Annotated in this window: 20 protein-coding genes; 12 read left to right on the top strand and 8 right to left on the bottom strand. The window is 50.4% G+C overall.

Translation table 11 applies throughout. From position 1 onward, the window contains the following. The first annotated feature begins 15 nt into the window (after positions 1–15). Positions 16–501: a hypothetical protein gene (locus tag ACZ5R2_RS00905; protein ID WP_464900391.1), complete on the top strand. Its 486-nt coding sequence runs from the start codon at positions 16–18 to the stop codon at positions 499–501. 21 nt (positions 502–522) lie between these two features. Here ACZ5R2_RS00905 and ACZ5R2_RS00910 read toward each other — a convergent pair whose 3' ends face one another. Both ACZ5R2_RS00910 and ACZ5R2_RS00915 read right to left on the bottom strand, forming a co-directional pair. Then, positions 523–3,972, bottom strand: coding sequence for a hybrid sensor histidine kinase/response regulator (locus tag ACZ5R2_RS00910; RefSeq protein ID WP_464900392.1), 3,450 nt, complete (start codon positions 3,970–3,972; stop codon positions 523–525). A 124-nt stretch (positions 3,973–4,096) separates the two neighbouring features. Then, a complete protein-coding gene (locus tag ACZ5R2_RS00915) occupies positions 4,097–5,278 on the bottom strand; it encodes a 3-phenylpropionate MFS transporter (RefSeq protein ID WP_464900393.1) in 1,182 nt (393 codons plus the stop codon). A 317-nt stretch (positions 5,279–5,595) separates the two neighbouring features. On the opposite strand from ACZ5R2_RS00915, the gene ACZ5R2_RS00920 reads away from it, so the two are divergent. The 9 genes from ACZ5R2_RS00920 to fis all read left to right on the top strand — a co-directional run bounded on the left by ACZ5R2_RS00920 (position 5,596) and on the right by fis (position 15,447). Further along, positions 5,596–7,422, top strand: coding sequence for a DUF294 nucleotidyltransferase-like domain-containing protein (locus tag ACZ5R2_RS00920; RefSeq protein WP_464900394.1), 1,827 nt, complete (start codon positions 5,596–5,598; stop codon positions 7,420–7,422). Positions 7,423–7,424: 2 nt separating this feature from the next. Next, positions 7,425–8,057, top strand: a complete 633-nt coding sequence (locus tag ACZ5R2_RS00925) for a 3'-5' exonuclease (RefSeq protein WP_464900395.1) — start codon at positions 7,425–7,427, stop codon at positions 8,055–8,057. A 170-nt stretch (positions 8,058–8,227) separates the two neighbouring features. Continuing rightward, on the top strand, positions 8,228–10,177 hold the full coding sequence (gene acs / locus ACZ5R2_RS00930; protein ID WP_464900396.1) for an acetate--CoA ligase: 1,950 nt from the start codon (positions 8,228–8,230) through the stop codon (positions 10,175–10,177). A 458-nt stretch (positions 10,178–10,635) separates the two neighbouring features. Beyond that, positions 10,636–11,082, top strand: a complete 447-nt coding sequence (gene aroQ, locus ACZ5R2_RS00935; RefSeq protein WP_464900397.1) for a type II 3-dehydroquinate dehydratase — start codon at positions 10,636–10,638, stop codon at positions 11,080–11,082. 63 nt (positions 11,083–11,145) lie between these two features. Further along, positions 11,146–11,613 carry an acetyl-CoA carboxylase biotin carboxyl carrier protein gene (gene accB / locus ACZ5R2_RS00940; protein ID WP_464900398.1) on the top strand — a complete coding sequence of 156 codons (468 nt, stop codon included), beginning with the start codon at positions 11,146–11,148 and terminating at the stop codon, positions 11,611–11,613. A 14-nt stretch (positions 11,614–11,627) separates the two neighbouring features. Continuing rightward, positions 11,628–12,971 (top strand): acetyl-CoA carboxylase biotin carboxylase subunit, encoded by a 1,344-nt coding sequence (accC, locus tag ACZ5R2_RS00945; protein WP_464900399.1) that lies wholly within the window; start codon positions 11,628–11,630, stop codon positions 12,969–12,971. 160 nt (positions 12,972–13,131) lie between these two features. Beyond that, entirely contained in the window at positions 13,132–14,019 is an 888-nt protein-coding gene (gene prmA, locus ACZ5R2_RS00950) for a 50S ribosomal protein L11 methyltransferase (RefSeq protein ID WP_464900400.1), read from the top strand. A 139-nt stretch (positions 14,020–14,158) separates the two neighbouring features. Continuing rightward, a complete protein-coding gene (gene dusB, locus ACZ5R2_RS00955) occupies positions 14,159–15,127 on the top strand; it encodes a tRNA dihydrouridine synthase DusB (protein ID WP_438460575.1) in 969 nt (322 codons plus the stop codon). Positions 15,128–15,150: 23 nt separating this feature from the next. Next, positions 15,151–15,447 (top strand): DNA-binding transcriptional regulator Fis, encoded by a 297-nt coding sequence (gene fis, locus ACZ5R2_RS00960; protein ID WP_000462885.1) that lies wholly within the window; start codon positions 15,151–15,153, stop codon positions 15,445–15,447. Between the two features lie 118 nt (positions 15,448–15,565). Here the strand turns inward: fis and ACZ5R2_RS00965 are convergent, their stop codons facing one another. Together ACZ5R2_RS00965 and ACZ5R2_RS00970 are read right to left on the bottom strand one after the other, a co-directional pair. After that, positions 15,566–16,291 carry a DUF3108 domain-containing protein gene (locus ACZ5R2_RS00965; RefSeq protein WP_464900401.1) on the bottom strand — a complete coding sequence of 242 codons (726 nt, stop codon included), beginning with the start codon at positions 16,289–16,291 and terminating at the stop codon, positions 15,566–15,568. Positions 16,292–16,303: 12 nt separating this feature from the next. Continuing rightward, entirely contained in the window at positions 16,304–17,476 is a 1,173-nt protein-coding gene (locus ACZ5R2_RS00970; protein ID WP_464900402.1) for a BamA/TamA family outer membrane protein, read from the bottom strand. Between the two features lie 282 nt (positions 17,477–17,758). Between ACZ5R2_RS00970 and ppc the strand changes: the two genes are divergently transcribed. Then, a complete protein-coding gene (gene ppc / locus ACZ5R2_RS00975; RefSeq protein WP_464900403.1) occupies positions 17,759–20,392 on the top strand; it encodes a phosphoenolpyruvate carboxylase in 2,634 nt (877 codons plus the stop codon). 368 nt (positions 20,393–20,760) lie between these two features. Next, complete coding sequence (locus tag ACZ5R2_RS00980; protein ID WP_464900404.1) at positions 20,761–21,297, top strand: PadR family transcriptional regulator; 537 nt, start codon at positions 20,761–20,763, stop codon at positions 21,295–21,297. 689 nt (positions 21,298–21,986) lie between these two features. Here the strand turns inward: ACZ5R2_RS00980 and cysE are convergent. The 4 genes from cysE to ACZ5R2_RS01000 form a co-directional block, all read right to left on the bottom strand. After that, positions 21,987–22,808 carry a serine O-acetyltransferase gene (gene cysE, locus ACZ5R2_RS00985; RefSeq protein WP_464900405.1) on the bottom strand — a complete coding sequence of 274 codons (822 nt, stop codon included), beginning with the start codon at positions 22,806–22,808 and terminating at the stop codon, positions 21,987–21,989. Between the two features lie 25 nt (positions 22,809–22,833). After that, entirely contained in the window at positions 22,834–23,859 is a 1,026-nt protein-coding gene (gene gpsA / locus ACZ5R2_RS00990) for an NAD(P)H-dependent glycerol-3-phosphate dehydrogenase (protein WP_464900406.1), read from the bottom strand. A gap of 181 nt (positions 23,860–24,040) precedes the next feature. After that, positions 24,041–24,514 (bottom strand): protein-export chaperone SecB, encoded by a 474-nt coding sequence (gene secB, locus ACZ5R2_RS00995; protein WP_464900407.1) that lies wholly within the window; start codon positions 24,512–24,514, stop codon positions 24,041–24,043. 184 nt (positions 24,515–24,698) lie between these two features. Next, positions 24,699–25,133, bottom strand: coding sequence for a rhodanese-like domain-containing protein (locus tag ACZ5R2_RS01000; protein ID WP_464900408.1), 435 nt, complete (start codon positions 25,131–25,133; stop codon positions 24,699–24,701). Positions 25,134–25,219: the final 86 nt, after the last annotated feature.

The following is a 25,219-nucleotide window of genomic DNA, read 5'->3' on the forward strand; positions in this document are numbered from 1 at the left end:
AGCAAGGATGCAAATATGTTCAAAAGCAAACACTTTATCGTCGCTCTTCTCGTCGCCCCCATCTTAGCGGTCATCGCTTATTTTGGCGTCGACCTGGCGGTAAGCGAAAAGCCACACGCGGCAAAAAAGGGCGAGACTTACCGCCTGGTGAGCAAGTCCAACTGCCGCTACACCAGTGGTCTGTGTGATATGGAGAATGGTGAGTTCAAGGTTCAATTTCGTTCCGATGCGCTGAGTGCTACCCAGCTTGATCTCAGTCTGACCGCGGCCATCCCGCTACAGGGTATCAAGGTGTCTCTGGTAGATAGTCAGGATGAGCAAGCCATACCCGTAGATATGGTAGAAAACGACAATAATGCCCAATCTTGGCAGGTATCCCTGCCAGCCCCCGCTTCGGAGGATAGCTGGCTACGCGTGGCGATTCAGGCCAATGATTCACTGTATTATGGTGACACACAAACCGCCTTTGTGGTGTACAAAACCCTACTCGAGGACGAGTAACCCCTCGATAATGTGTTAATGCTAGGCATCGCTAGCAAGCTGTGAAGTACTCAATGTCGCTCGCAGTTTAAGCGGCTTAACCGGTTTCGGTAAAAAACTATAGCCACTGGCTTGGATCGAGGCCATCATCTCATCAGTGCGATCCGCACTGATGATGACTCCCTTAAAGCTATCACCGAGTTGCTCGCGGCATCGCTCGAGCACCTCGATACCAGTGCGTCCCTGCTCAAGACGATAGTCTGAGAGGATCACATCCGGATGCCACCCCTCACTCAAGCATGCTAACGACTCGGCGAGATCAACTGCCACACACACATCGCACCCCCAACGAGAAAGCAGGTTCTCCATACCAACTAAAATCTCGACTTCATTGTCGACACACAAGACTTTCAAGTGACTCAGATCGGATGGGACTGGACTGGGACTTACCACGATATTATCTCGCGCTACAGGCGCTGATTGTTTGAGTGAAATGGAGAATACACTTCCTCGCCCTGGCCACGATCGCATCGAGATCTGATGCCCAAGCACGTGTGCAATCCCCTTTGAGATCGCCAGCCCAAGTCCGAGTCCTTGATCGGCGCGGATCTGGCTGCCGCGATTAAACTCCTCAAAGATCTCCTGCTGCTTGTCCGGATCGATGCCAGCGCCGTTGTCCCAAACCTCAATTCTTAGCCGCTCGCCCTCATGACGAACACCCAGCACCACTTTTCCTTTTGGGTTATAACGAAAGGCATTAGTAAGAAAGTTCTGGATCACGCGACGCAAGAGCTTGGGGTCCGACTTGACCCATAATGAGCTCGGGATCATCGAGAAGCTGATCTCCTGATCTTTACTCAGCGCACTGAATTCGGCATTAAGGTTGTTCAACACATCTTTTATCGCAAAGCTGCGCACGTGGACGTCAAGCTTGCCTGACTCCAGACGCGAGATATCCAATAAGTCACCAATCAAATCCTCTGCTGCACCAAGCGCGCTCTCGATATGCCCAGACAGGCGTTTGGCCTCGTTATCATGGGCAACTTCAGACAGCGATGAAGCGAACAACCGCGCCGCGTTCAGTGGCTGCATCAAGTCGTGACTCACCGCAGCAAGAAAGCGACTTTTAGACTTAGATTCATGCTCCGAGCGTTGATTGGCCCTTAATAATTGCTCATTCAACTGTTCTAACTTACGGGTACGCTCGCGCACCCGCTCCTCAAGGCGCTCATTAGCATCTTTTAGCGCCTGCTCAGCCTCACGAAACACGGTGATATCGCTAAAGCTCATCACAAAACCACCGCTTGGCATCGGGTTGCCCTGCACCTCAATCACCCGCCCATCCGGTCTGACTCGCGAAGAGGTGTGGCGAGTTCCTTGCTCGAGGTGATAGATACGCCTTCTCACATGGTCGTCCGTATCTCCAGGGCCACATAACCCCTGCTCAGCATTGTGCCGGATCACATCTGCGATCGGTCGCCCAACCTGAATCAGCCCTGGAGGGAAGACGAAAAGCTCAAGATAGCGCTGATTCCACGCCACCAAGCGCAACTGCTTATCGACGACAGCGATCCCCTGACTTACATGTTCAATCGCCCCCTGCAGAAGACCGCGACTAAAATCGTAAAGCTCAGAAGCCTCATCAACAATCGTGGCAACCTCTTCCAGTTGCATATTCCGCCCTTGTAAGGCAGAACTCAAGACCAGTTTCGCCGAGGATGCACCAAACACACCAGCCAGCAACCGTTCAGTATGACGGATCAAGTTCGCTGGTGCCTGTTGATTGCGCGCTAGATTCGAACGATGATGATGGAAAAAGTCTTGAAAGCCTTTTTGGACTCGACGACGTCCAACAAAACGTGAGGCTAACATCTCCAACTCTGCCACCGTGACACGACTCTGGTATAAGCTGATATTTTCAGTTTCTGGCAGCGGCGTGCCGATAAAGGGAGCAGACTGGAGCCGCTCGGTTAAAGAAGCTTTGGTTAGCGATGACACTAGGATAAAGCAGCCGGCATTTGCAGCAAAACTCAGTAACATCCCCCAGTCAGAGCTTTGAATACCCAGTGGTGCAAGCCACTGGGGTGGCTCAATCAGCCACAGCACCCAGTTACTGCCCGAGTCACCGGCCAACACACCGGTTTGATTCATCAAGGTCAGCAGCCAGATGGTAAAGCCAACCGCCAAACCTGCGTAAACGCCTTTTTTATTGCCCTTATGCCAATACATCCCACCAATAACCGCTGGGGCAAACTGACTGATGGCGGCAAAAGAGAGAAAGCCAATCGCTGAGAGGGAGTCAATAGTATTGAGCACCTGGTAAAAGCCCCAGGCCCCCAATAACAGCAACATGATCAAAGCGCGGCGAATGATCAACAGTAACTTAGAGAAATGAGCGTAACTACGCTGAGCAAAACGTACTCGACGCAACAGCAGCGGCATCACCAGATCGTTCGAGACCATGATCGCCAAGGCAATAGTCGAGACAATCACCATGCCACTGGCAGCTGACGTCCCTCCCAGAAATGCCAGCAAGGCAATAAAATCGGCCTCTACCGCCATCGGCACACTGATCACATAGCTGTCTGGTGATTGACCTGGCAGCAGGCTTTGCCCCACCCATGCGATGGGTAAGACAAACGCTCCCATCGCTAAGAGATACGCAGGGAATACCCAACGCGCAGTATGCAGATCCTGTGCTCGTTCATTCTCAACCACGGTGGTGTGAAACTGGCGCGGCAGACACAAAATAGCCATCATGGTCAGGCTGGTGTGGATCAGTAAAGTCGGTAAGTTGGGTGCTTGATAGGTCTGCGCAGCGGTGGAGAACATGGCAATCTCATCACGCGACAGGGCGAGATAGACGATAAACAGTCCCACCAGTAGAAATGCCACCAGCTTAACAATTGATTCAAATGCGATCGCCAGCATCATGCCGCGGTGATGCTCGGTATTGTCGATATTTCGCGTGCCAAACAGCATGGTGAACACCGCGAGCATGCCAACCACAAACCAAGACACATAATGATCATCATAACCTAATTGCTCGGTCAACTGCGGCGCCACCACATCCAGTCCCATAGTGATACCGCGCAGTTGCAGGGCGATATACGGCAAAATACCGATCACGGCAATTAAGGTCACCACCACCGCCAGCCCCTGGGACTTCCCATAACGGGCAGCAATAAAGTCCGCGATAGAAGTAATATGTTCACGCTTGGCAACTAAGATCAAACGCGCCAATACTCGCCAACCAAAGACAAAAACCAATATCGGCGCCAGATAAATGGGCAAGAAAGACCAGGGATTACTGCTGGCCTGCCCCACGGTGCCATAGAATGACCATGAGGTGCAGTAAACCGCAATCGAGAGGCTGTAAATCCAAGGGCGCCATTGAGCCACCTTTTTCGTCCGGCGATCGCCATACCAGGCGATAAAAAACAGTATCCCCAAATAGGTCAGAGAAACCGGAATCACGATCAATCCTTGCATTCGCTATCCTTTTGTCTGCATAAAAAAGCCGCCTGAGCGGCGGCTATCGGTTACTTGGGTATAAGTAACCACTCAGAGAGTTTCACTTTACCAAGGGTTAAAAAATAAGCGCAATTAGCACAGCCTAATTCTGTGCATTGGTCGCGGCTTTCGCTGCGATGCTGTTCGTCTGTTTTGGCTCGAGGCGAACAAATAGGGCCAATAAACCCATGGCCGCCATCGCCCAAAACACATTCGCTCCCCAGTGCTCGTATCCCCAACCACTTAGTGCAGTCATCAAGGCGATAAAGGCCCCAAGCGGGAGTGCGTTGTATAGCGCCTGAAGGGCGACCATTTTATTCTCAGCCGACTGTTGAATGTACGAAATCGCCGCGATATGCGCGATAGCAAAGGTTACTCCGTGAAGCATCTGCACCAGCACGAGAACGCCAATTTGTGTGGTCGACGCGGTAAGTCCCCAGCGAACCATGGCTCCAAGAGCTGCGATTGAAAATAAGGTGCGCAATGACCAGTTAGCGAACCAGCGCTTACTCACAGCGAAAATGACCACCTCAGCTGCGACACCCAGACTCCAAAGGTAACCAATAACATTTTCCCCATGACCAGCCTCACGCCAATGGATCGCACTAAAGCTGTAATAAGCCGCATGGCTGCCCTGGATGAGAGCGACCAGAAGCAAAAACTTCACCACCGACCACTCTTGTAGCAATGCGGTGATTTTCGGGCGTTCGCTACTAGTGTGAGTATGGCTAGTCGGCATCGGCGTCGGGTTGCGCATCGAAAGCAACCAACCTGCGGTGATGCCCAGCAATGCGGTATACAAGATCATCTCGGTGCCATTGTGTGCAACCAAAAAGCCTACCACCGTTGAGCCGACGATAAAGGCAATTGAGCCCCACAATCGCGTGCGGCCATAGTCGAGTAGCTTAAGCCGTGAATAATGGTTCGCCATCGCATCCGAGAGTGGGATCGCTGGTCCACAGCAGAGGTTAAACAGCACTGTCGCCAACGCCATCAGCCAAAAACTACCGCCAGTAAAAAAGTGAAAACCGATCGCTACAAGGGCAAAGAAGCTAATCCAGCGTAATACGGGTAAAAGGTGCTCGACTCGATGCACTCGTGGGGTGATCACCAAATTAGCCACACAGCGCGTCGCAAGCCCCAAACCAATCAAGAACCCAATATCTGTCGCCGAGACACCCTGGTCCTCAAACCACAGTGCCCAAAATGGCAGATACACGCCATAAGCGAAAAAGAAACCGAGAAAATACTGGGAGATCCAGCCATAAGGAGAGGGAGTTAACATCAAACGATCCTAATTAAAATGCTACTGACGCCGGCTATTATGCGGCGCTCCCAAGGCGAGAAAAAGGAAAATGTCACTAAATAAACTTCCCCTATTAGACCAAAGTCGTCTGGAGAGCAGGCAAAAACCAACCACACTTATAGCCAAGTGACTTCAAGATACAGTTCTTGCGAGATTTGCTTGGACGCCCGCCAGCGACTAGCCGTCCACAACTGGCCGTCCACAACTGGCCGTCCGCAACTGGCCGTCCGCACTTTGCAGCCAAGGCGGTCACTTGGGTAACTATTTTAGATTAGCCGTGCAGAGGAGAATTGGCGATGCCTGACAAGTTCAACTTGCAATCTCCACCCTTTGATCGCTTGAGTGACAAGCAACAAAATATCTTACGCTCATCGCTTGATGTGGCCTACTACCGCAGTGGTGATATCTTGGTTGGCCCCAAGCAATCAGCGCGTGCGCTGCATATGCTGATCAAAGGGGCGGTTGAGGAGCGCAGCCCCGATGGCAAGGAGGTGTTTGCCCATTATGCTAACGATGATCTGTTCGATGTTCGTGGCCTGCTTGATGGCAATAGCAAACACCAATACGTTGCCCTTGAAGACACTCTGTCCTATTTGCTACCCAGGGACGTATTTCTTGACCTTTACCAAGCTAATGGACAATTTGCCGCCTACTTCGATAATAATCTCGCCACACGCCAAGCGCTTATTGAAGCGGCGCATCAGCAGCAAAATTTGGCTGAATTTATTCTGACCAAGGTGGACCGCGAGATCTATCATCCGCCGATGGTACTCAGTGCAGACCAACCGCTTAACCAAGTGACCCAAGTACTCAAGGATAATGGTATCGACGCAGCACTGGTGCAGCTCGACCCGGATGACCCAAGGCTGCAAGCGCACCCAAGCGCCCACCCCTATGCGATCGTCACCCGCACCAACATGCTGCATGCGGTGATGTTAGACAATCACGCCCTCGATACGCCGGTTGGAGAGATTGCCACCTTCCCGGTTTATCACGTCGATGATGGCGACTTCCTGTTTAATGCCATGATCACCATGACGCGAAATCGCATGAAACGCCTAATGGTCTGTGAGGGTTCACAAGCCGTCGGCATGCTGGATATGACCCAAATCTTGAGCGCGTTTTCAACCCACTCCCATGTGCTGAGTTTGAGTATTGCCCGTGCGACCTGCATTGAAGAGCTGGCCTTTGCCTCCAATCGCCAGCGTCACTTGGTGGATAGTCTGCTGAGTAACGGTATTCGAACGCGATTTATTATGGAGCTGATCTCGGCGGTCAACGAGCAGATCATAGAAAAAGCCTTTGAATTGGTTGTGCCACCAGCCCTGCATGATCACTGCTGCCTAATGGTGCTTGGTTCAGAGGGGCGCGGCGAGCAGATCCTAAAAACCGATCAAGACAATGCCCTGATCATCCGCGATGGACTGGAGTGGGAGCAGTGCGCAGCGATTATGGATAAGCTCACCCATACCCTGCAACAACTCGGCTATCCACTGTGTACGGGGCAGGTAATGGTCAATAACCCTGAGTGGGTCAAAATGCAAAGCCAGTGGAAACAGACCATCACCCACTGGGTTGAGCGAGCCACCCCCGACAAGGTGATGGATCTCGCGATCATCGCCGATGCCCACGCAGTAGCGGGTAACAAAGAGCTGCTCAGCCCATTGGCGCAGCACCTACAGCAGTTAATGCTCAACAAGATGCTGGTCCTGCAAACCTTTGTTCGACCCGCTTTGCAATTTTCACTGCCCTTAACCCTGTTTGGTAACGTAAAACAAGCCAAGGAAGGGCTAGATATCAAACAAGGTGGGATCTTTCCGATTGTCCATGGTATTCGCGCCCTCGCGCTTGAGTACGGCGTGGTGGAGAAGAACACCTTTGCCCGCATTGATGCGCTGCGTGAGCTTAATACCCTCGAGCCAGAGACCGCAGACAATCTGAGCGAGGCGTTTAAGTTATTTATCAAGCTCAGGCTCAGTCAGCAACTGGCTCATCAGCACAGCCATAACCGACTCAACCTGGATGACATCGATCGCACTGAGCGCGACTTGCTGCGTCACAGCTTGCATGTAGTGAAGAAGTTCAAACAGTTTCTTGCTCATCACTATCAAATTCGGGATTGATTATGTTTCGATGGATTTATCGTCTGTATTGGCACAATAGACTCAAGGGCTCCCCCTATCAAAGCCTGTTTAGCAAACCACAAAAGGGCGAGTTTGTTTCTCTCGATTGTGAGACAACCAACCTAGACCCGGAGCGAGCAGAGCTGGTCACCATCGCAGCCGCTAAGATCATCGATAACCGGATCCTTCTCAGCCAGCCGTTTGAAGTCAGGCTGCGTGCCCCAGCTTCTCTGAGCGAGGAGTCGGTCAAAATCCATCATATCCGCCATACCGACTTGGTCGATGGCATCTCGGAAAAACAGGCCCTCGAGGCTTTGCTCAGGTTTATTGGCAATCGCCCATTAGTTGGCTATCACATCCGTTATGATAAGAAGATCCTCGACAATGCTTGCCGCCGCCAACTGGGATTTCCCTTACCTAACGAGGTGATAGAGGTAAGCGAGATCTATCACGCTAAGCTAGAGCGTCATCTGCCCAATGCCTACTTTGACTTGAGCTTGGATGCTATCTGTCACCACCTCGATATCCCGGTGCAAAACAAACACGATGCCCTAGAAGATGCGATTGCCGCAGCCCTGATTTTTGTCCACCTCACCAAAGGAACGCTGCCGAGCTTACCGGCACCAAGTCACTAAAATATCGCCCAAATCTGCCACCTTACGGCTAAAGTCTAATTGTTGAAATCCCTTTACTGGTCAAAAGTTATATCAGTCAGTTAACCCATCATCTCGAAATGGATACCCACTACCCACACCCGAGACGCTCAACAGACTTAGGGTGACAGTCAGGCTTAAGGAGATCAGCAATGAGTGAAGTTCACGTTTATCCGGTGAAGGACAATATCAAAGCCACCACCCACGCGGATAATGAAACCTACTTATCTATGTACCAGCAGTCGGTCAGTGACCCACAAGCATTCTGGGGTGAGCATGGCAAGATAGTCGACTGGATCAAGCCATTCACTAAGGTCAAAAGCACCTCGTTCGATACTGGCCACGTCGATATTCGCTGGTTTGAAGATGGCACACTCAACGTCTCAGCCAACTGCATTGATCGCCACCTAGCCACTCGTGCTGACGATGTGGCGATCATTTGGGAAGGGGATGACCCAAGCGATGACAAGACCCTCACCTTTCGTGAATTGCATCAGCAAGTCTGCCGTTTTGCCAATGTGTTGAAGCAACAAGGCGTCAAAAAAGGCGATGTGGTGTGCTTGTATATGCCAATGGTGCCTGAGGCGGCTATCGCTATGCTGGCCTGTACCCGCATTGGCGCGGTGCATACTGTGGTGTTCGGTGGCTTCTCTCCAGAGGCGCTCGCGGGCCGTATTATTGACTCCGATGCCAAGGTGGTGATCACCGCCGATGAGGGCGTACGCGGTGGCCGAGCCGTGCCACTAAAGAAAAACGTTGATGATGCGCTCGCCAATCCTGAGGTCAATACCATAGATTCGGTGCTGGTCCTCAAACGCACCGGCGGTGACATCGGCTGGCAAGAAGGACGCGATGTCTGGTGGCATGATGCGACGGCAAGCGTCTCCGATGACTGCCCACCAGAAGAGATGAAGGCTGAAGATCCCCTGTTTATTCTGTACACCTCAGGCTCAACCGGCAAACCCAAAGGCGTTCTGCACACCACAGGTGGCTATCTCGTGTATGCCACCATGACCTTTAAGTATGTGTTTGACTATCAACCTGGCGAAACCTTCTGGTGTACCGCTGATGTTGGCTGGATCACCGGCCATAGCTACCTCATCTACGGGCCGCTTGCCAACGGCGCCAAAACTATCTTGTTTGAGGGAGTGCCTAACTACCCATCCACCAGCCGTATGAGCGAGGTGGTGGACAAGCATCAGGTCAATATCCTCTATACGGCCCCTACGGCGATCCGCGCCCTGATGGCCAAGGGCGATGAAGCTATCGCGGGTACTAGCCGTGATAGCCTGCGCATTATGGGTTCGGTAGGCGAGCCGATTAATCCTGAAGCATGGGAGTGGTACTACAAAACCATCGGCAATGCGCAATCTCCGATCGTTGATACTTGGTGGCAAACCGAGACTGGAGGGATCCTGATCACACCGCTTCCTGGTGCCACCGAACTCAAGCCAGGATCTGCCACTCGCCCATTTTTCGGCGTCCAACCGGCTCTAGTCGATAACATGGGCAATATCATTGACGGCGCAACAGAGGGCAACTTGGTAATTCTCGACTCATGGCCAGGACAAATGCGCACCGTCTATGGTGACCATGAACGCTTTGAGCAAACCTATTTCTCCACCTTCAAAGGCATGTACTTTACGGGTGATGGTGCTCGCCGTGATGAGGACGGCTATTACTGGATCACCGGGCGTGTTGATGATGTGTTGAATGTCTCCGGACACAGAATGGGAACCGCCGAGATTGAGTCAGCATTGGTGGCTCATGAGAAAATTGCCGAGGCGGCCATTGTCGGTATTCCTCACGACATCAAAGGCCAGGCCATCTACGCCTACATTACCCTTAACGACGGTGAGTACCCCAGTACTGAGCTGCACAAAGAGGTCAAGGAGTGGGTGCGTAAAGAAATAGGTGCCATTGCCACACCTGACGTTCTGCACTGGACCGACGCTCTGCCCAAAACCCGCTCGGGCAAAATTATGCGTCGTATTCTGCGCAAAATCGCCACTGGTGACACCAGCAACCTCGGCGACACATCCACCCTCGCCGACCCAAGCGTGGTCGACAAACTGATCGCCGAAAAAGCCGAACTGGTTTAATAACCCCTAGATCCATTCTCCATAGTACTGCACTGCTTTGCCGCCACTTTTGTGGCGGCCTTTTTTTAACAAAGGGGCGGGGAACGAGTATCACTTCGTTCCGAGGCGCGGGGATTTCCTCACGCGCGACAAACTCCTCGCTCCCCTTAGCGCTAGCGTACCCGCCCCTCGCCCCCTAAAGTTCTCTATATCAAAAAAGTGCTGTAAACCTTTCATCTCATAGTGTTGAAATGATCAACAAATCACCACCAGAGTGCAAAAATGTTAACCTGGTTACAGATTTAACAGCGTAACTTGCGGAGATTAGACCAGTAAATTGCTGCTAATTTCGGTGAATTAGCTATAATCTTGGGCAATTTACTAGAATCACTTCGATTAACGTTATTAAATTGTGTGTGATTCGGGATAGAATGGACAAATTGAACTAAAGTCCCAAGATAAAGGAAGATAGCCTCACAATGTCAGCAAAGTCTCGCATTCTTGTTTTAAATGGACCAAATATAAATCTACTGGGTCTTCGAGAGCCAGGTCACTACGGCTCACAAACCCTAGATCAGATCGTTTCGCGCCTGATGCAACTTGCCAAGCAGGCCGATATCGAGCTTTCACACCTGCAGTCCAACCGAGAATATGAGCTGATTGAGGCCATCCACGCGGCGCATAATAATATCGACTTTATTATTATTAACCCCGCGGCCTTCACTCACACCAGCGTTGCTTTGCGCGATGCCTTATTGGGTGTGGCGATCCCCTTTATCGAAGTCCATCTGTCCAACGTGCATGCTCGCGAACCCTTCCGCCACCACTCGTACCTGTCTGACAAAGCACAAGGGGTGATCTGCGGTTTGGGGGCTCAAGGCTATGAATTTGCTCTGAGTGCAGCCATTAATACGCTGCGCTCATAGGCACAAGATACTCTCCAGCTCAATACTGGGCTGCGTTATTGACTAAGCGAAAGAGAAAGAAACATGGATATCCGTAAAATTAAAAAACTCATTGAATTGGTGGAAGAGTCTGGCATCGCCGAGCTAGAAATCTCTGAGGGCGAAGAGTCGGTACGCATTAGCCGCAACGGCACAGCTGCGCCTGTCGCACCGATCCAATATGCGCCAGCGCCAGTTGCTGCTCCTACAGCACCAGCGGCTCCTGCAGCATCTGCGGCAGAAGCAACACCGGCAGCGGCTGAGTCACCAGCATTGTCTGGTCACCAAGTTCTTTCTCCAATGGTGGGCACCTTCTACCGCGCGCCAACCCCTGATGCGAAACCATTTATTGAAATTGGCCAATCGGTATCGGCAGGTGAAACCCTGTGTATCGTTGAAGCAATGAAGATGATGAACCAGATCGAGGCAGACAAATCGGGTGTGGTTACGGCTATCCTAGCCGAAGATGGTCAAGCTGTTGAGTTCGACCAACCTCTTGTTGTGATCGAATAATCGAGGTTTTGCCGATGTTAGATAAAGTAGTCATAGCAAACCGTGGCGAGATTGCATTGCGCATTCTGCGCGCCTGTAAAGAGCTCGGTATCAAAACGGTGGCGGTCCACTCAACCGCTGACCGCGACCTAAAACACGTCTTGTTGGCTGATGAGACCGTTTGTATCGGCCCTGCCCGCGGTATCGACAGCTACCTGAATATTCCACGCATTATCTCAGCGGCGGAAGTCACTGGCGCTGTAGCGATCCACCCTGGCTACGGCTTCTTGTCTGAAAATGCCGATTTTGCCGAACAAGTTGAGCGCAGCGGCTTTATCTTTGTTGGCCCGAAAGCCGACACCATCCGCATGATGGGCGATAAAGTATCTGCAATCAATGCAATGAAGAAAGCAGGCGTACCCTGCGTTCCAGGCTCTGATGGTCCACTGAACGATGATGATGTGACCAACAAAGCCCACGCTAAGCGTATCGGCTACCCTGTGATCATCAAGGCCTCAGGCGGCGGCGGTGGTCGTGGTATGCGTGTTGTACGCAATGAAGCCGACCTGGTCGAAGCTATCGCAATGACACGCGCAGAAGCCAAAGCCGCATTCAACAATGACATTGTTTACATGGAAAAATTCCTTGAAAACCCACGTCACGTTGAAGTTCAAGTAATTGCCGACGGTCAAGGCGGTGCAATCCACCTTGGTGAGCGCGACTGTTCAATGCAGCGTCGTCACCAGAAAGTGGTTGAGGAAGCTCCAGCGCCAGGTATCACCGCTGAGATGCGTAAGTACATCGGTGAGCGCTGTACGCGTGCGTGTATTGAGATCGGTTATCGCGGCGCAGGTACGTTTGAGTTCCTGTACGAGAATGGTGAGTTCTACTTTATCGAGATGAACACTCGTATTCAGGTTGAGCACCCAGTGACAGAGATGGTAACCGGCGTTGACCTGATCAAAGAGCAGCTGCGCGTTGCGGCAGGCCAGCCGCTGTCTTATACCCAAGATGATATCAAGATCAGCGGTCACGCGATCGAGTGTCGTATCAACGCGGAAGACCCAGTACGTTTCCTTCCGTCACCGGGTAAGGTTGAGCGTTTCCACTCGCCAGGCGGTATGGGCGTGCGCTGGGAATCGCACATCTATACGGGCTACACCGTACCTCCTCACTACGATTCGATGATCGGTAAGCTGATCACCTTTGGTGAGAACCGCGATGTGGCGATTGCCCGAATGAGAAATGCGCTGGGTGAGATGATTGTTGAGGGCATCAAGACCAACGTTCCACTGCAAGAAGAGATCATGAACGATGAGAACTTCCAGCATGGTGGCACCAACATTCACTACCTAGAGAAAAAACTGGGCTTACAGTAAGCGCTGTTAAAGCCAATAGTTTTATCGATTCAATGCCCACCTCGGTGGGCATTGTTCTTTTTACTCGCTGAGTTTTCTTACCATTGCACGGCGACTTTTGGTCTCCCTCTTTATATCTGCTAAACTCAGCGCCAATTCTCCTTTCATATGAGCGACTACCATGCCTTGGATTCAAATCAAACTCAACGCGACCAACACCAATGCAGAGCCGATTGGCGATATGCTGATGGAAGAAACCGGCGCCTTGTCAGTCACTTTCCTTGACGCGCAAGACACCCCTGTATTTGAGCCCCTACCGGGTGAGACTCGCCTATGGGGTGATACTGATATCCTTGCACTGTACGATGCTGAGGCTGACACCGCCTGGATCCTCGAGCAAATCAAGGCTAGCGGTCTGCTTGCTGCCGATTTTGCCCACAAGGTGGAGCAGCTCGAAGATAAAGACTGGGAGCGCGAATGGATGGATAACTTCCACCCAATGAAGTTTGGTCAGCGCCTGTGGATCTGCCCAAGCTGGCGCGATATCCCAGAGCCAGATGCGGTTAACGTCATGCTTGACCCAGGTTTGGCCTTTGGCACCGGCACCCATCCAACCACGGCGCTGTGCCTTGAGTGGCTAGAAGGCCTCGACCTGAGCGGTAAAACCGTGATCGATTTTGGCTGTGGCTCTGGCATTCTTGCGATCGCCGCGATCAAACTGGGCGCAGCAAAAGTCATCGGGATCGACATTGATCCTCAGGCTCTACTGGCATCAAAAGATAACGCAGCACGTAACGGTGTGGCCGAACAGCTTGAAGTGTTCTTGCCTCAAGACCAACCACAAGACCTCATCGCTGACGTCGTCGTGGCAAACATCCTAGCCGGTCCTCTGCGCGAGCTGTCACCGGTGATCAAGGGCTTGGTGAAGCCAAATGGCCTGCTAGCCATGTCGGGTGTACTCGATACCCAGGCAGAAGACGTAGCAAACTACTACCGTGATGAGTTAACTATCGACCCGATTGTTGAACAGAGTGAGTGGTGTCGCATCTCTGGGCAAAAAAATAGCTAAAAAGACAAAACCAGACTAATTGCCTGAAATTTATACAAATTAACAAAACAATTTGTAAATGCTCAAATATTAGTCTTTTCACACAGGAAAAAAATGCGTAAAATGCGCGCCCTTGCTGGCACACAACTGTGATGACGTTTTGAAGATCGGAAACTACCAACTAGACAATAACCTTATCGTTGCACCTATGGCGGGTGTCACTGATAGACCTTTTCGAGAGTTGTGTCTCCGATACGGTGCGGGTATGGCGGTCAGTGAAATGATGTCGTCAAACCCTAAGCTGTGGAAAACGGCCAAGTCGCAACAGCGCATGGTACATGAGGGTGAATCGGGCATTCGCTCTGTACAAATCGCAGGTTCAGACCCTCAGCTTATGGCTGATGCTGCGCAATTTAGTGTTGAGAACGGTGCGCAAATCATCGATATCAACATGGGTTGTCCAGCGAAGAAGGTCAATAAGAAGCTAGCAGGCTCTGCGCTGCTGCAGTACCCAGAGATCATTGAGGATATCCTCAAGGCTGTGGTGAATGCGGTATCCGTGCCTGTGACGCTGAAAACCCGTACGGGTTGGGATCCTGAAAACAAAAACTGTGTCCAGATCGCTAAGCTCGCACAAGACTGCGGCATCCAGGCGCTCGCCCTTCACGGTCGAACCAAAGCCTGTATGTACAAAGGCGAAGCAGAATACGACAGCATCAGAGCAGTCAAGCAAGCTATCTCGATTCCGGTGATCGCCAATGGCGACATCGACAGTCCAGAGAAAGCGAAGCAGGTACTCGAGTATACCGGTGCCGATGCTCTGATGATCGGCCGACCGGCCCAGGGTCGACCATGGATTTTCCAGGAAATCCGCCACTATTTGGAAAACGGCACCACAATGCCTGAGCTTCCAATTGAGGAAGTGAAAGACATTATGCTTGGCCATGTTCAAGCACTCCACGAATTTTACGGGGAGTATCTAGGTCCACGCATCGCGCGTAAGCACGTGGGTTGGTACCTAAAAGAGCATGAGCAAGCGAGTGAGTTTCGCCGTACCTTCAACGCGATTGAAGCAGCCCCGCTGCAACTTGAAGCGTTGAACGGTTATTTTGATAACGTTGCATCATAATTAAGAGAAGAGCTAGACCGAATATGTTCGAACAAAATCTGACTTCAGAAGCTTTAACAGTAACTACCGTAACTTCGCAAGACCAGATCACGCAAAAGCCACTACGTGACTCTGTTAAAGCATCTCTTAAAAACTACTTGGCTCAACTAAACGGCCAAGAAGTAACAGAGCTATACGAATTAGTTCTAGCTGAAGTTGAACAGCCACTACTAGATACCATCATGCAGTACACTCGCGGTAACCAAACTCGCGCAGCAACTATGATGGGCATCAACCGCGGTACTCTTCGTAAGAAGCTAAAGAAATACGGCATGAACTAGAGCTAACGCTTCAGATTCATAAAGAAAGAGGGGGATACCGAAACGGCATCCCCCTCTTTCTTTTTATTGCCACATTGCACAAATATTGTTCCATATGAAACAATTGAGCCAGCGCTCTCTAGCCGTCCTGACAACTGTTCTCAAAACTCTGTAGCTCCGCACCGCCTTGCAATATAAACCCATGATAGCGAGCTTTGACTAGCTGGTAGTCAAGCTCTGGCGCATACCAGAAAGTAACACGCTCTTCTCCAGTTTGCTCGACTGGGATCGCCTTAAGCTCCCCCCACTTATCAAGTTTAATAATCTCTGTCTCTAGCACCTGATACTGATATGGCTCAGGGCCATCACTGGCTTGACGTGTAAGAGTAAATTGCTTGACCCCATCCAGCACGTGTTGGCGGATCTGCACCGATAACGTATCTACATCTCTAAGTGGTTCACCATCATTCTCGTATCGAGTCTCTTTGCCATCGAGGTTGACCAGGCTCTCGCTGCCATCGTCGGAAAAGCTCACCTGCATATCACGGCTTTTAAAGCCAGAGACCACTTGATGAAAAGAGGTCGTTAGCCAGCTATCGCTCTGCTCTGACCAAATCAGGCGCGCTTGCTGGTCATACTCGGTGCCAATGCCTAAGATGCTTGCCTTACTTTGCGATGTCACCGTGGCGCTCATCCCTTGCCATGACTCGGTACGATTCATGTAGCCAGTGCGGATACCACTTAGGTAGATGTGATAATACGCTACCTTCTCGCACTGCTGCGGCAAGGGTTGGCTGTTGGCTTGAGCTGTGATACTCAGACTCAAGACAACCAAGCCCCATTTTATCGCCGCCCTTACACTCACTGGTTTGTTCTCCTAAAATACTTCGTTAACGTTAATGTAGAGAGTTGTCTCATTTTTGCCAAATCCGATATCTGCTCTGAGGTTGACTCGATCCTTAAAGCGAAACCGGAGACCGGTGCCATACGAAGTCAGCACCTCATCTGCCAACTCATTGACTTCAGGTGCCAACGTGCCCACTGCGCCCCAAAATACCATCCCGTAGCGCTGCACCACAGGTAGGCGGTACTCCGCTTGACTCATCAGCATATGATTATCACGATAGCGCCCCTTAATATAGCCGCGCATGACACTTGAGCCACCGATATCAGCCAGCGCATACCAAGGCACATCACCATCAGTAAATTGGCCACGCACTTGCCAAGCCAGCACCCCTGGAACTGGGTTAAGATTAATGTAATTGGCCAGCTCTAAATCATAACGGGTGTACGATTTGCTGCTGTCAAAGTTTTGATAAAGCCCAGCGTCCAATTGAAACAGCCAGCCTTGCGATGGATTGAGTCGATAGTCACGCGAGTCATACACGCTCGACAGCACTAAGCCCGCACTGGTGCCACTTGGTAGCCTATAGTCTTGACTTGGATCCGCATTGCCACTGACATTATCAATATCCTCCGCCCGCGCATAAGAGACATCAGCGCCCACACCTAAGAAATAGTTGGTCCCAAACTCAGTCAACCAGGTCGGCTTTACCGTATACAGCACTTCTCGAAACTCGTGCTTATTGTCATCACGATTGCCCGCTGCAATGCCTTGGCCGTAATACACCGACGCTTCTCGGTGCAGCTCAAGATCAACCATCAAACGCTGCTTGCCTTGATTAAACTGCGTCATATTCTCAACCCAGACGCCATATGATTGGTTGGACGAGAAATACAGGTTGGTGACCACCGACGATGGCTGAGCGGCCTTATCACTGCTGTCGGTATGATAGAGCCCAACTAATAACACGCCAGCAGAGAATTTCTGCTCGGGGGTATAATACAGGGTTGGCAAGTAACTCAAGTCAATCGCCTTATCTTGATCGTAATCGGCATCTGCCCCAAACAGGTCAAACACCTGATCAATAAAGTTATCCTGCATAAATTCTGGAGTTTCAAACAGTGGCTTCACCGGCTCGGCGTAAGATGGCAAGCTGGTAAGTAACACCAGCGAGCATAAGCAATTAGGGAGAAATGACAGCTTCATCGTCGTCCTTGAAATGATCAATATGGGGAGATAGGCGTTTATTATACAGGCTCACCGCTAAACCAACAGTAACGACAATATGGTGATGATAATCATTAGCAATAAAGGACCAATCTCGGCATTTTATTTATCGCTAAAGTAGTAAAATTTCAAAATTACTTTCCACTCCCCGATATCATGCGATTAAAGCGCGACATTATTTGACTAATCACGCTATTTTTCGCTAGATTGTCAGCCTAAAGATAAACATTGGATGTAATTTTTTTACAAGGCAGGACGATTATGAACGAGAAGTACTCCGCGCTAACTAGCAATGTCCGCATGTTGGGGCGATTACTCGGCAACACCATTCGCGACGCGCACGGTGACGCGTTACTCGAGAAAGTGGAAACCATTCGTAAGCTTTCTAAGTCAGCTCGCGGTGGCAGCCAAGCGGATCGCGAAAAGCTGATCGATGAGATCAAAGGCCTACCAAATGATCAGCTAACGCCAGTGGCTCGTGCATTCAATCAGTTCCTCAACCTAACCAATATGGCAGAGCAATATCACACCATCTCTCGTCACTGTGATGCCCATGTGTGTGAGCCTGACTCTATCAATACCCTTTTCGCTAAGCTTGCGCAGAAAAACATCAGCAAGCTAGACACCGCTCAAGCGATTCGTGACCTCAATATTGAGCTGGTATTAACTGCCCACCCCACTGAGATCACTCGTCGTACCATGATCAACAAGTTGGTCAAGATTAACGAGTGTCTCTCCGATCTCGAGCACAGCGATCTCGCAGAGAAAGAGCGCCATAAAACCGAACGTCGTCTAGAGCAATTGATTGCCCAAAGTTGGCACTCCGATGTGATCCGCAAACAGCGTCCAACGCCACTCGATGAGGCCAAATGGGGCTACGCTGTGGTTGAAAACTCGCTGTGGGAGGCGGTACCTGAATTTTTACGTGAGTTTGATGAGCGCCTAAAAGGCCACCTCGGTGAAGGCTTGCCATTGGATGCACGTCCCGTTCACTTCTCATCATGGATGGGTGGCGATCGCGATGGCAACCCGTTTGTGACCCACACCGTCACGCGTGAGGTCATGTTGCTATCGCGTTGGAAAGCCGCTGATCTGTACCTGGGTGACATCAATGAGCTGGTCACTGAGCTATCAATGACCAAGTGTAACGAGGAAGTACGCGCACTCGCGGGCGAAGAGTCACACGAGCCGTATCGCTGCATCCTCAAACGTCTGCGCCAACTGCTTGAAGAGACTAAAGAGATCTTGGATGCCAAGATCAACGGCCAAAAGCTCGCGGTGAAAGCACCACTGCAGCATATCGACCAACTTTGGAAACCTCTGCTCGCGTGTTACCAATCACTGCACGAGTGTGGCATGAGCATCATTGCCGATGGCTCACTGCTGGATACCCTGCGTCGCGTCAAGGCGTTTGGTGTGCACCTTGTTCGTCTGGACATTCGTCAAGAAAGTACTCGCCATTCTGACGTGTTGTCTGAGCTTACGCGTTACTTGGGTATTGGTGATTACGACCAATGGAGTGAGCAGGATAAAGTCGCCTTCCTGACTTCTGAGCTAAATTCAAAGCGTCCACTTTTCCCACTTGACTGGCAACCGTCTGAGCCGGTTCAAGAAGTGATTGATACCTGTCGTATTCTTGCGGCGCAGTCACGTGAGGCCTTTGGTGCCTACGTCATTTCGATGGCACGTACCGCCTCTGATGTGCTGGCAGTTCACCTTATCTTGCAAGAGTCTGGCTGCCCTTATCGCATGGACGTCTGTCCATTGTTTGAAACCCTAGATGACCTTAACAACGCAGAAGACGTTATTAAGCAACTCATGGGCATCGATCTGTACCGCGGCTTTATCCAAAACCACCAAATGGTAATGATTGGCTATTCAGACTCAGCCAAAGACGCTGGCGCGATGTCGGCAGGCTGGGCGCAATATCGAGCAATGGAGGCCCTAGTCAAAGTCGGTGAAGAAGAAGGCATTGACCTAACTCTGTTCCATGGTCGTGGGGGCACCATCGGTCGTGGCGGCGCGCCTGCGCACGCAGCTCTACTTTCACAGCCACCAAAAAGCCTCAAAGGTGGTCTGCGCGTTACCGAACAAGGTGAGATGATCCGCTTCAAGCTTGGCCTACCTGAAGTAGCGATTAACAGCTTCAATATGTATGCCAGCGCGATCCTTGAAGCGAACCTGCTACCACCACCAGAGCCTAAACAAGATTGGCGCGATTTGATGGATGTGCTCTCCGAGGTATCGTGTGAATCGTACCGCAACGTAGTGCGCGGCGAACCAGATTTTGTCCCTTACTTCCGTCAAGCAACACCTGAGCTTGAACTGGGCAAACTGCCACTGGGCTCACGCCCTGCTAAGCGTAACCCGAAAGGCGGAGTAGAGAGCCTGCGTGCTATTCCATGGATCTTCTCATGGAGCCAAAACCGCTTAGTACTGCCAGCTTGGCTGGGTGCTGGTGAGGCCATCCAGTACTCAATTGATAAGGGTCACCTCGAGCTATTGGAAGAGATGTGTCGCGAGTGGCCGTTCTTCTCAACACGCCTGGGTATGCTCGAGATGGTGTACTCTAAGTGTAATATCGAGATCTCACGCTACTACGATCAACGTTTAGCGCAGCCTGAGCTACTGCCCCTGGGCGATCGCCTACGTGCGCAGCTGCAGAGCGACATCCAAGCAGTATTGAACGTTGAAAACAATGAGAACTTAATGCAGAGCGATCCGTGGGGGCAAGAGTCCATTCGTCTGCGCAACATCTATGTAGAGCCATTGAACATGCTACAGGCAGAGCTACTCTACCGAACCCGTCAATCAGAGCAAGGCGATCCCGAGCTCGAAGAGGCATTGATGGTCACTATCGCTGGTATCGCTGCAGGCATGCGTAATACTGGATAAAAACAAAGTGTGAGCTAAGTCTCAGTGCAAAAATGAGAATCCCCAACAAAAGTGATCAAACGCAACTTTGTTGGGGATTTATTTTTCCTTCCTAATCATCTACTTAATAACAAAAGTGTCAATCTTGTTCCATTTTGCTTTTGTCTATCTCCACAACTACACTTCGCATTAGGTATACTATACGGCTTATCAAGAAGCTGCTGCAGACAAAGCGGCTCAATCCTAGGTGAATTCCGGCTTATTTTAAGGTGACAGTACCCGCTGTGTTTTGCGGGCGTGAGTAAGAGCTACTCTCAAGCAAGTACCACTAGAGTGCGCTTGGCTCTCAACTCAGTTGATTGTTTCGTCATTGTATTTTGGATAAAAACATGTCACTACCCCACGTAATACTTACAGTACTTAGCACCCGTGATGCAACGGGTTACGATATTACTAAAGAGTTTTCTTCAAGTATTGGATATTTCTGGAAAGCAAGTCATCAACAGGTCTATCGTGAGCTGAATAAGATGGCGCAAAGCGGCCAGGTAACCTGTGTGCTAGAACCACAGGAGGGAAAACCCGATCGTAAAATCTACTCGATCACCGATGCAGGTCGAACGGCGCTCGGGGAGTGGTTTATCAAACCAACCTCTGATGTAACGGTTCGCGATGAGTTTTCTGCTCGTTTGATGGTGTGCGCAGTTGAAGAAAGTGATTCATTCAAAGCGCAAGTTGACAGCTTGATAGAGGAAGCACATAAACTTGTTGCCCACTATCAAGAGATTGAACATGCCTACTATGGCGACCCAAAAGTACTCGACAAGCAACGTCGGTTAGAGCGCCTTACGCTGCGCCGCAACACCCTACTTCGCCAAGCATGGATTACCTGGGCACAAGAGGTAAGAGCAGAGCTAGACGAGATCTAACCATCATATCCAGCTACCTACGAGCAGGCATGTCGCCTGCTCTGACCATGACCCCAAATCATTGACTCCCTCTTCACTCGTCCAAAATATTACCTACAAACCTTGCCATAAATGGCAGTGTCCCGTTGGTAAAGAGTTTTCTAAGGTCTTGTACATCAAGTAAATCGCAACCGCCGTCATTAGTTATCTATAAAGGGTTAAACCGGATGGCTTACTATTTAAACATAATATTACAAAATACCACCTAAATTAGACTTTATTACAGCTCAATTGCATTGCAAAATGTCGCACATCAACTGTGACTTCGGTCCAAATAATAATAAGCTCGTTAGGTTGGATGTAAATATGTTGTATCAAGAAACTTGTCCTTATTGTAACCAAAAGGGAAACCTGCTCCGTGTCCGTCGCAATTGGCTGGAGCGCACCATCACTTATAAGAACCACCGCAAACTCAAGTGCCCGGAGTGTAAAGAGCTGATCAAATCAGCGTATTTTAAGTAAGTAGCAGGCTAAAGACACAATAAGAACAAGCAGTGCTTCCAAAGGTACACCCAAGCTCTAAGGTGCCGTTATGCCTTTACGAGTATTAAACTCCTCGCACCTGAAAGCCGCGCGCGCACCACAAATATAAAAAAGCCCACACTCTGATAGAAGTGTGGGCTTTTTTATATCATTGGGTGAGAAGTGGGCTAGATCCCATCTCCCCCCATGAATTCGTGGCTTTTGCCATTGAACTGCTGATCCATCTCTAGGGAGGGTTTCGAGGTCTTTGGTCGTCCAACAATCTTTGCGGGTACTCCTGCCACTGTGGTATGAGGTGGAACGGCTTGCAGCACCACCGAACAAGAACCGATCTTAGCTCCCTCACCGACCTCAATATTACCTAGGATCTTCGCACCGGCGCCAATCATCACCCCTTCACGGATTTTAGGGTGACGATCTCCGCCCTCTTTACCAGTCCCGCCTAGGGTAACATCTTGCAAGATCGAAACATCATTCTCGACCACCGCCGTCTCACCAATCACAATACCAGTGGCATGATCGAGCATAATCCCCTTACCAATGCGCGCAGCCGGATGGATATCTACTTGGCAGGCGACCGATATTTGGTTTTGCAGATAAGTGGCAAGGGCAACACGACCCTGCTTCCAAAGCCAGTTGGCAACACGATAGCCTTGCAGGGCATGGTAGCCTTTTAGATAGAGAAGTGGCATGGAGTACATTGATACTGCCGGGTCACGATTGACCGTCGCGCAAATATCGCAGGCAGCAGACTCGCTGATGCTCGGATCGGCAGCTAACGCCTCTTCCACCACCTCGCGCACCGCCATTGCGGGCATTGAGGCGGTTTTTAACTTGTTGGCTAAGATGTAGCTCAGCGCCGCCGCTAAGCTCTCATGCTTAATGATCGTCGCATGATAAAAACTAGCCAACATAGGCTCTTGCTCAGCCAACTCACGTGCTTCATTGACGATGCACTGCCAGACTTTCTGTTTTTCACAGCACTTCATTACCACTTCCTAGTATTAATCTCTGTTACGCTTCAGCCTTTTTGTCGCGCGCTAGCAGATCTTGAGCAGCCAGACGCGCATCCTTTCCTTGGTAAAGCACTTGGTATATTTGATCCACGATTGGCATCTCAACGCCCATGCGGTTGGCCAGCAGCCACACTTCCTTAGTATTGCGATACCCCTCAACCACTTGGCCAATCTCCTGCTGGGCAAGATCAACGTCTTTGCCTTGGCCTAACGCCAAACCAAAGCGGCGATTACGTGATTGATCATCGGTACAGGTAAGAACAAGGTCACCAAGGCCGGCCATACCCATAAAAGTCTCAGGCTGGGCTCCCAACGACGCCCCAAGGCGGCTCATTTCGGCCAAGCCACGAGTGATCAATGCGGTGCGAGCATTGGCACCAAAGCCGATGCCGTCTGACATACCAGCGCCTATCGCAATCACGTTTTTCACCGCGCCACCAAGCTGCATGCCAATAAAGTCAGAGTTGGCGTAAACACGGAAGGTTTTACTACAGTGGATTTTCTCCTGTAGATCGGCAACAAAGTCACTGTCTGGAGATGCCACCGAGATCGCGGTCGGCATCCCCATTGCAAGCTCTTTGGCAAACGTAGGGCCAGAGAGCACTGCCAGCGAATAGTGATTACCTAATTTATCATGCGCGACCTCTTTAAGCAGGCGGCCGGTCTCTGGCTCAAGCCCTTTGGTCGCCCAGCAAATGCGCGCGTCGTCGCGCAGATATGGCTTCATGCTATCAAGCACGATACCAAACACGTGGCTTGGTACCACAACTAGCACATCTCGACTTGCAGTCAGTGCACGCTCAAGATCCGCCTCAACGATCAGGCTTGGTGGAAACTCTACCCCAGGCAAGAACTCATGGTTAGCGCGATCCGCTTCCAGCTGTGCCATATGCTCAGGCTCGTGCCCCCAAATCACCACATTGTCGCCGTTACGCGCCAGGGAGATGGCCAGTGATGTGCCATAAGAGCCGGCACCAATCACCGTCATGCTAATTGGTTTACCATAAGGAAGCGCTTGAGTCATAGAATCAACCTTTGAATTTATCTCTTGTTAGTCTAGCGCAATCTCGTATTGCCCCAGATGAAATTGAGAGGGAGAGTTAAGTCGCTATTATTAAATAATTAATAGCCTAGTGTGAAACAAAAAATGCACAAGATCTTGCCAGACCTTGTGCATTTTCAATCTTTATCATTAAAGCAGACGATTACGCGTCAGCTTGTTGACCTTCTTGTTGAGCTTGCTGCTGTAGGTAGTTCATGAACAGTGCATCAAAATTTACTGGCGCTAGGTTCAGCTGTGGGAACGTACCTTTAACCACTAGGCTTGAGATAGTTTCACGTGCGTATGGGAACAAGATGTTCGGGCAGAACGCACCTAGGCAGTGCGCAAGCTGACCCGCTTCCATTTTCGCAGCAGTGAAGATACCACCTTGCTGGATTTCACACAGGAAAGCCGTCTCTTCAGCGTTTTTAACTGTCACAGTGATGCGTAGAACAACTTCGTATACGCCTTCACCTAGTTCACGGCTTTGTGTGTCTAGGTCCAGTTTTACATCTGGGTTCCATTCTTTCTGGAACATAACTGGTGAGTTAGGCGCCTCAAAAGAAAGATCTTTTAGAAAGATACGTTGAATTGTGAAGTTTTGCTCTGGCGCTTGTGGTTGTGCTGCTTCAGCCATTTTGATTTCCTTTAAATTTTAGTTACTGCACTCGGTTACTGACGAGGCCTTCGCTTTGAGCCTAACCGAGCACATGAAGAATAACGAGGTCATGTTGCGGTTTCGTGTCGACTCTCACAACTAGACTCTCAAAACTATTAGGTTGAGTTGGCTTTAATTTTGCCACCCGAGTGCAAGTCAGTGATTACTTCTTGCCACGAACCAAAGGTAGGTTCGCTTCATTCCAAGCAATTAGACCATTTTTCAACAGGTACACTTTCTCAAAGCCCGCTTTTGCCAGTTCATTTGCACTGTCTGCAGCCGTTTGACCTGTCTTACATACTACGATAATTGGGTTAGTTTTCTTGTTTTCAAGACTGCCCAGGTTACCCGCCTTGATCTCAGACGGTAAAATGTGAACTGAATCGGTAATATGGCCCTTTTTGTACTCGTCCTTAGAGCGGATATCGACCACGACACCTTCTTCTTTGTTCATCATATGGGTAACGTTTGCTGCGGTTACCTCTTTATAGGCTGCTGTCGCTGATTTGAAGATGTTCATGATCAGTGCGATGAACAAACCCACCCACACCAAAGACATTATTGTGTTCTGTTGGAAAAAATCTAAATACTCTTGCATGTCCGCTGCTCATTTCCTGATAAAACCGAGCGACTTTCTATCGAAAGCCAACTAAAAATTAAGTGGCAAGTATAACCACTCACCTA

This window comes from Vibrio sabulosilitoris (assembly GCF_055391395.1).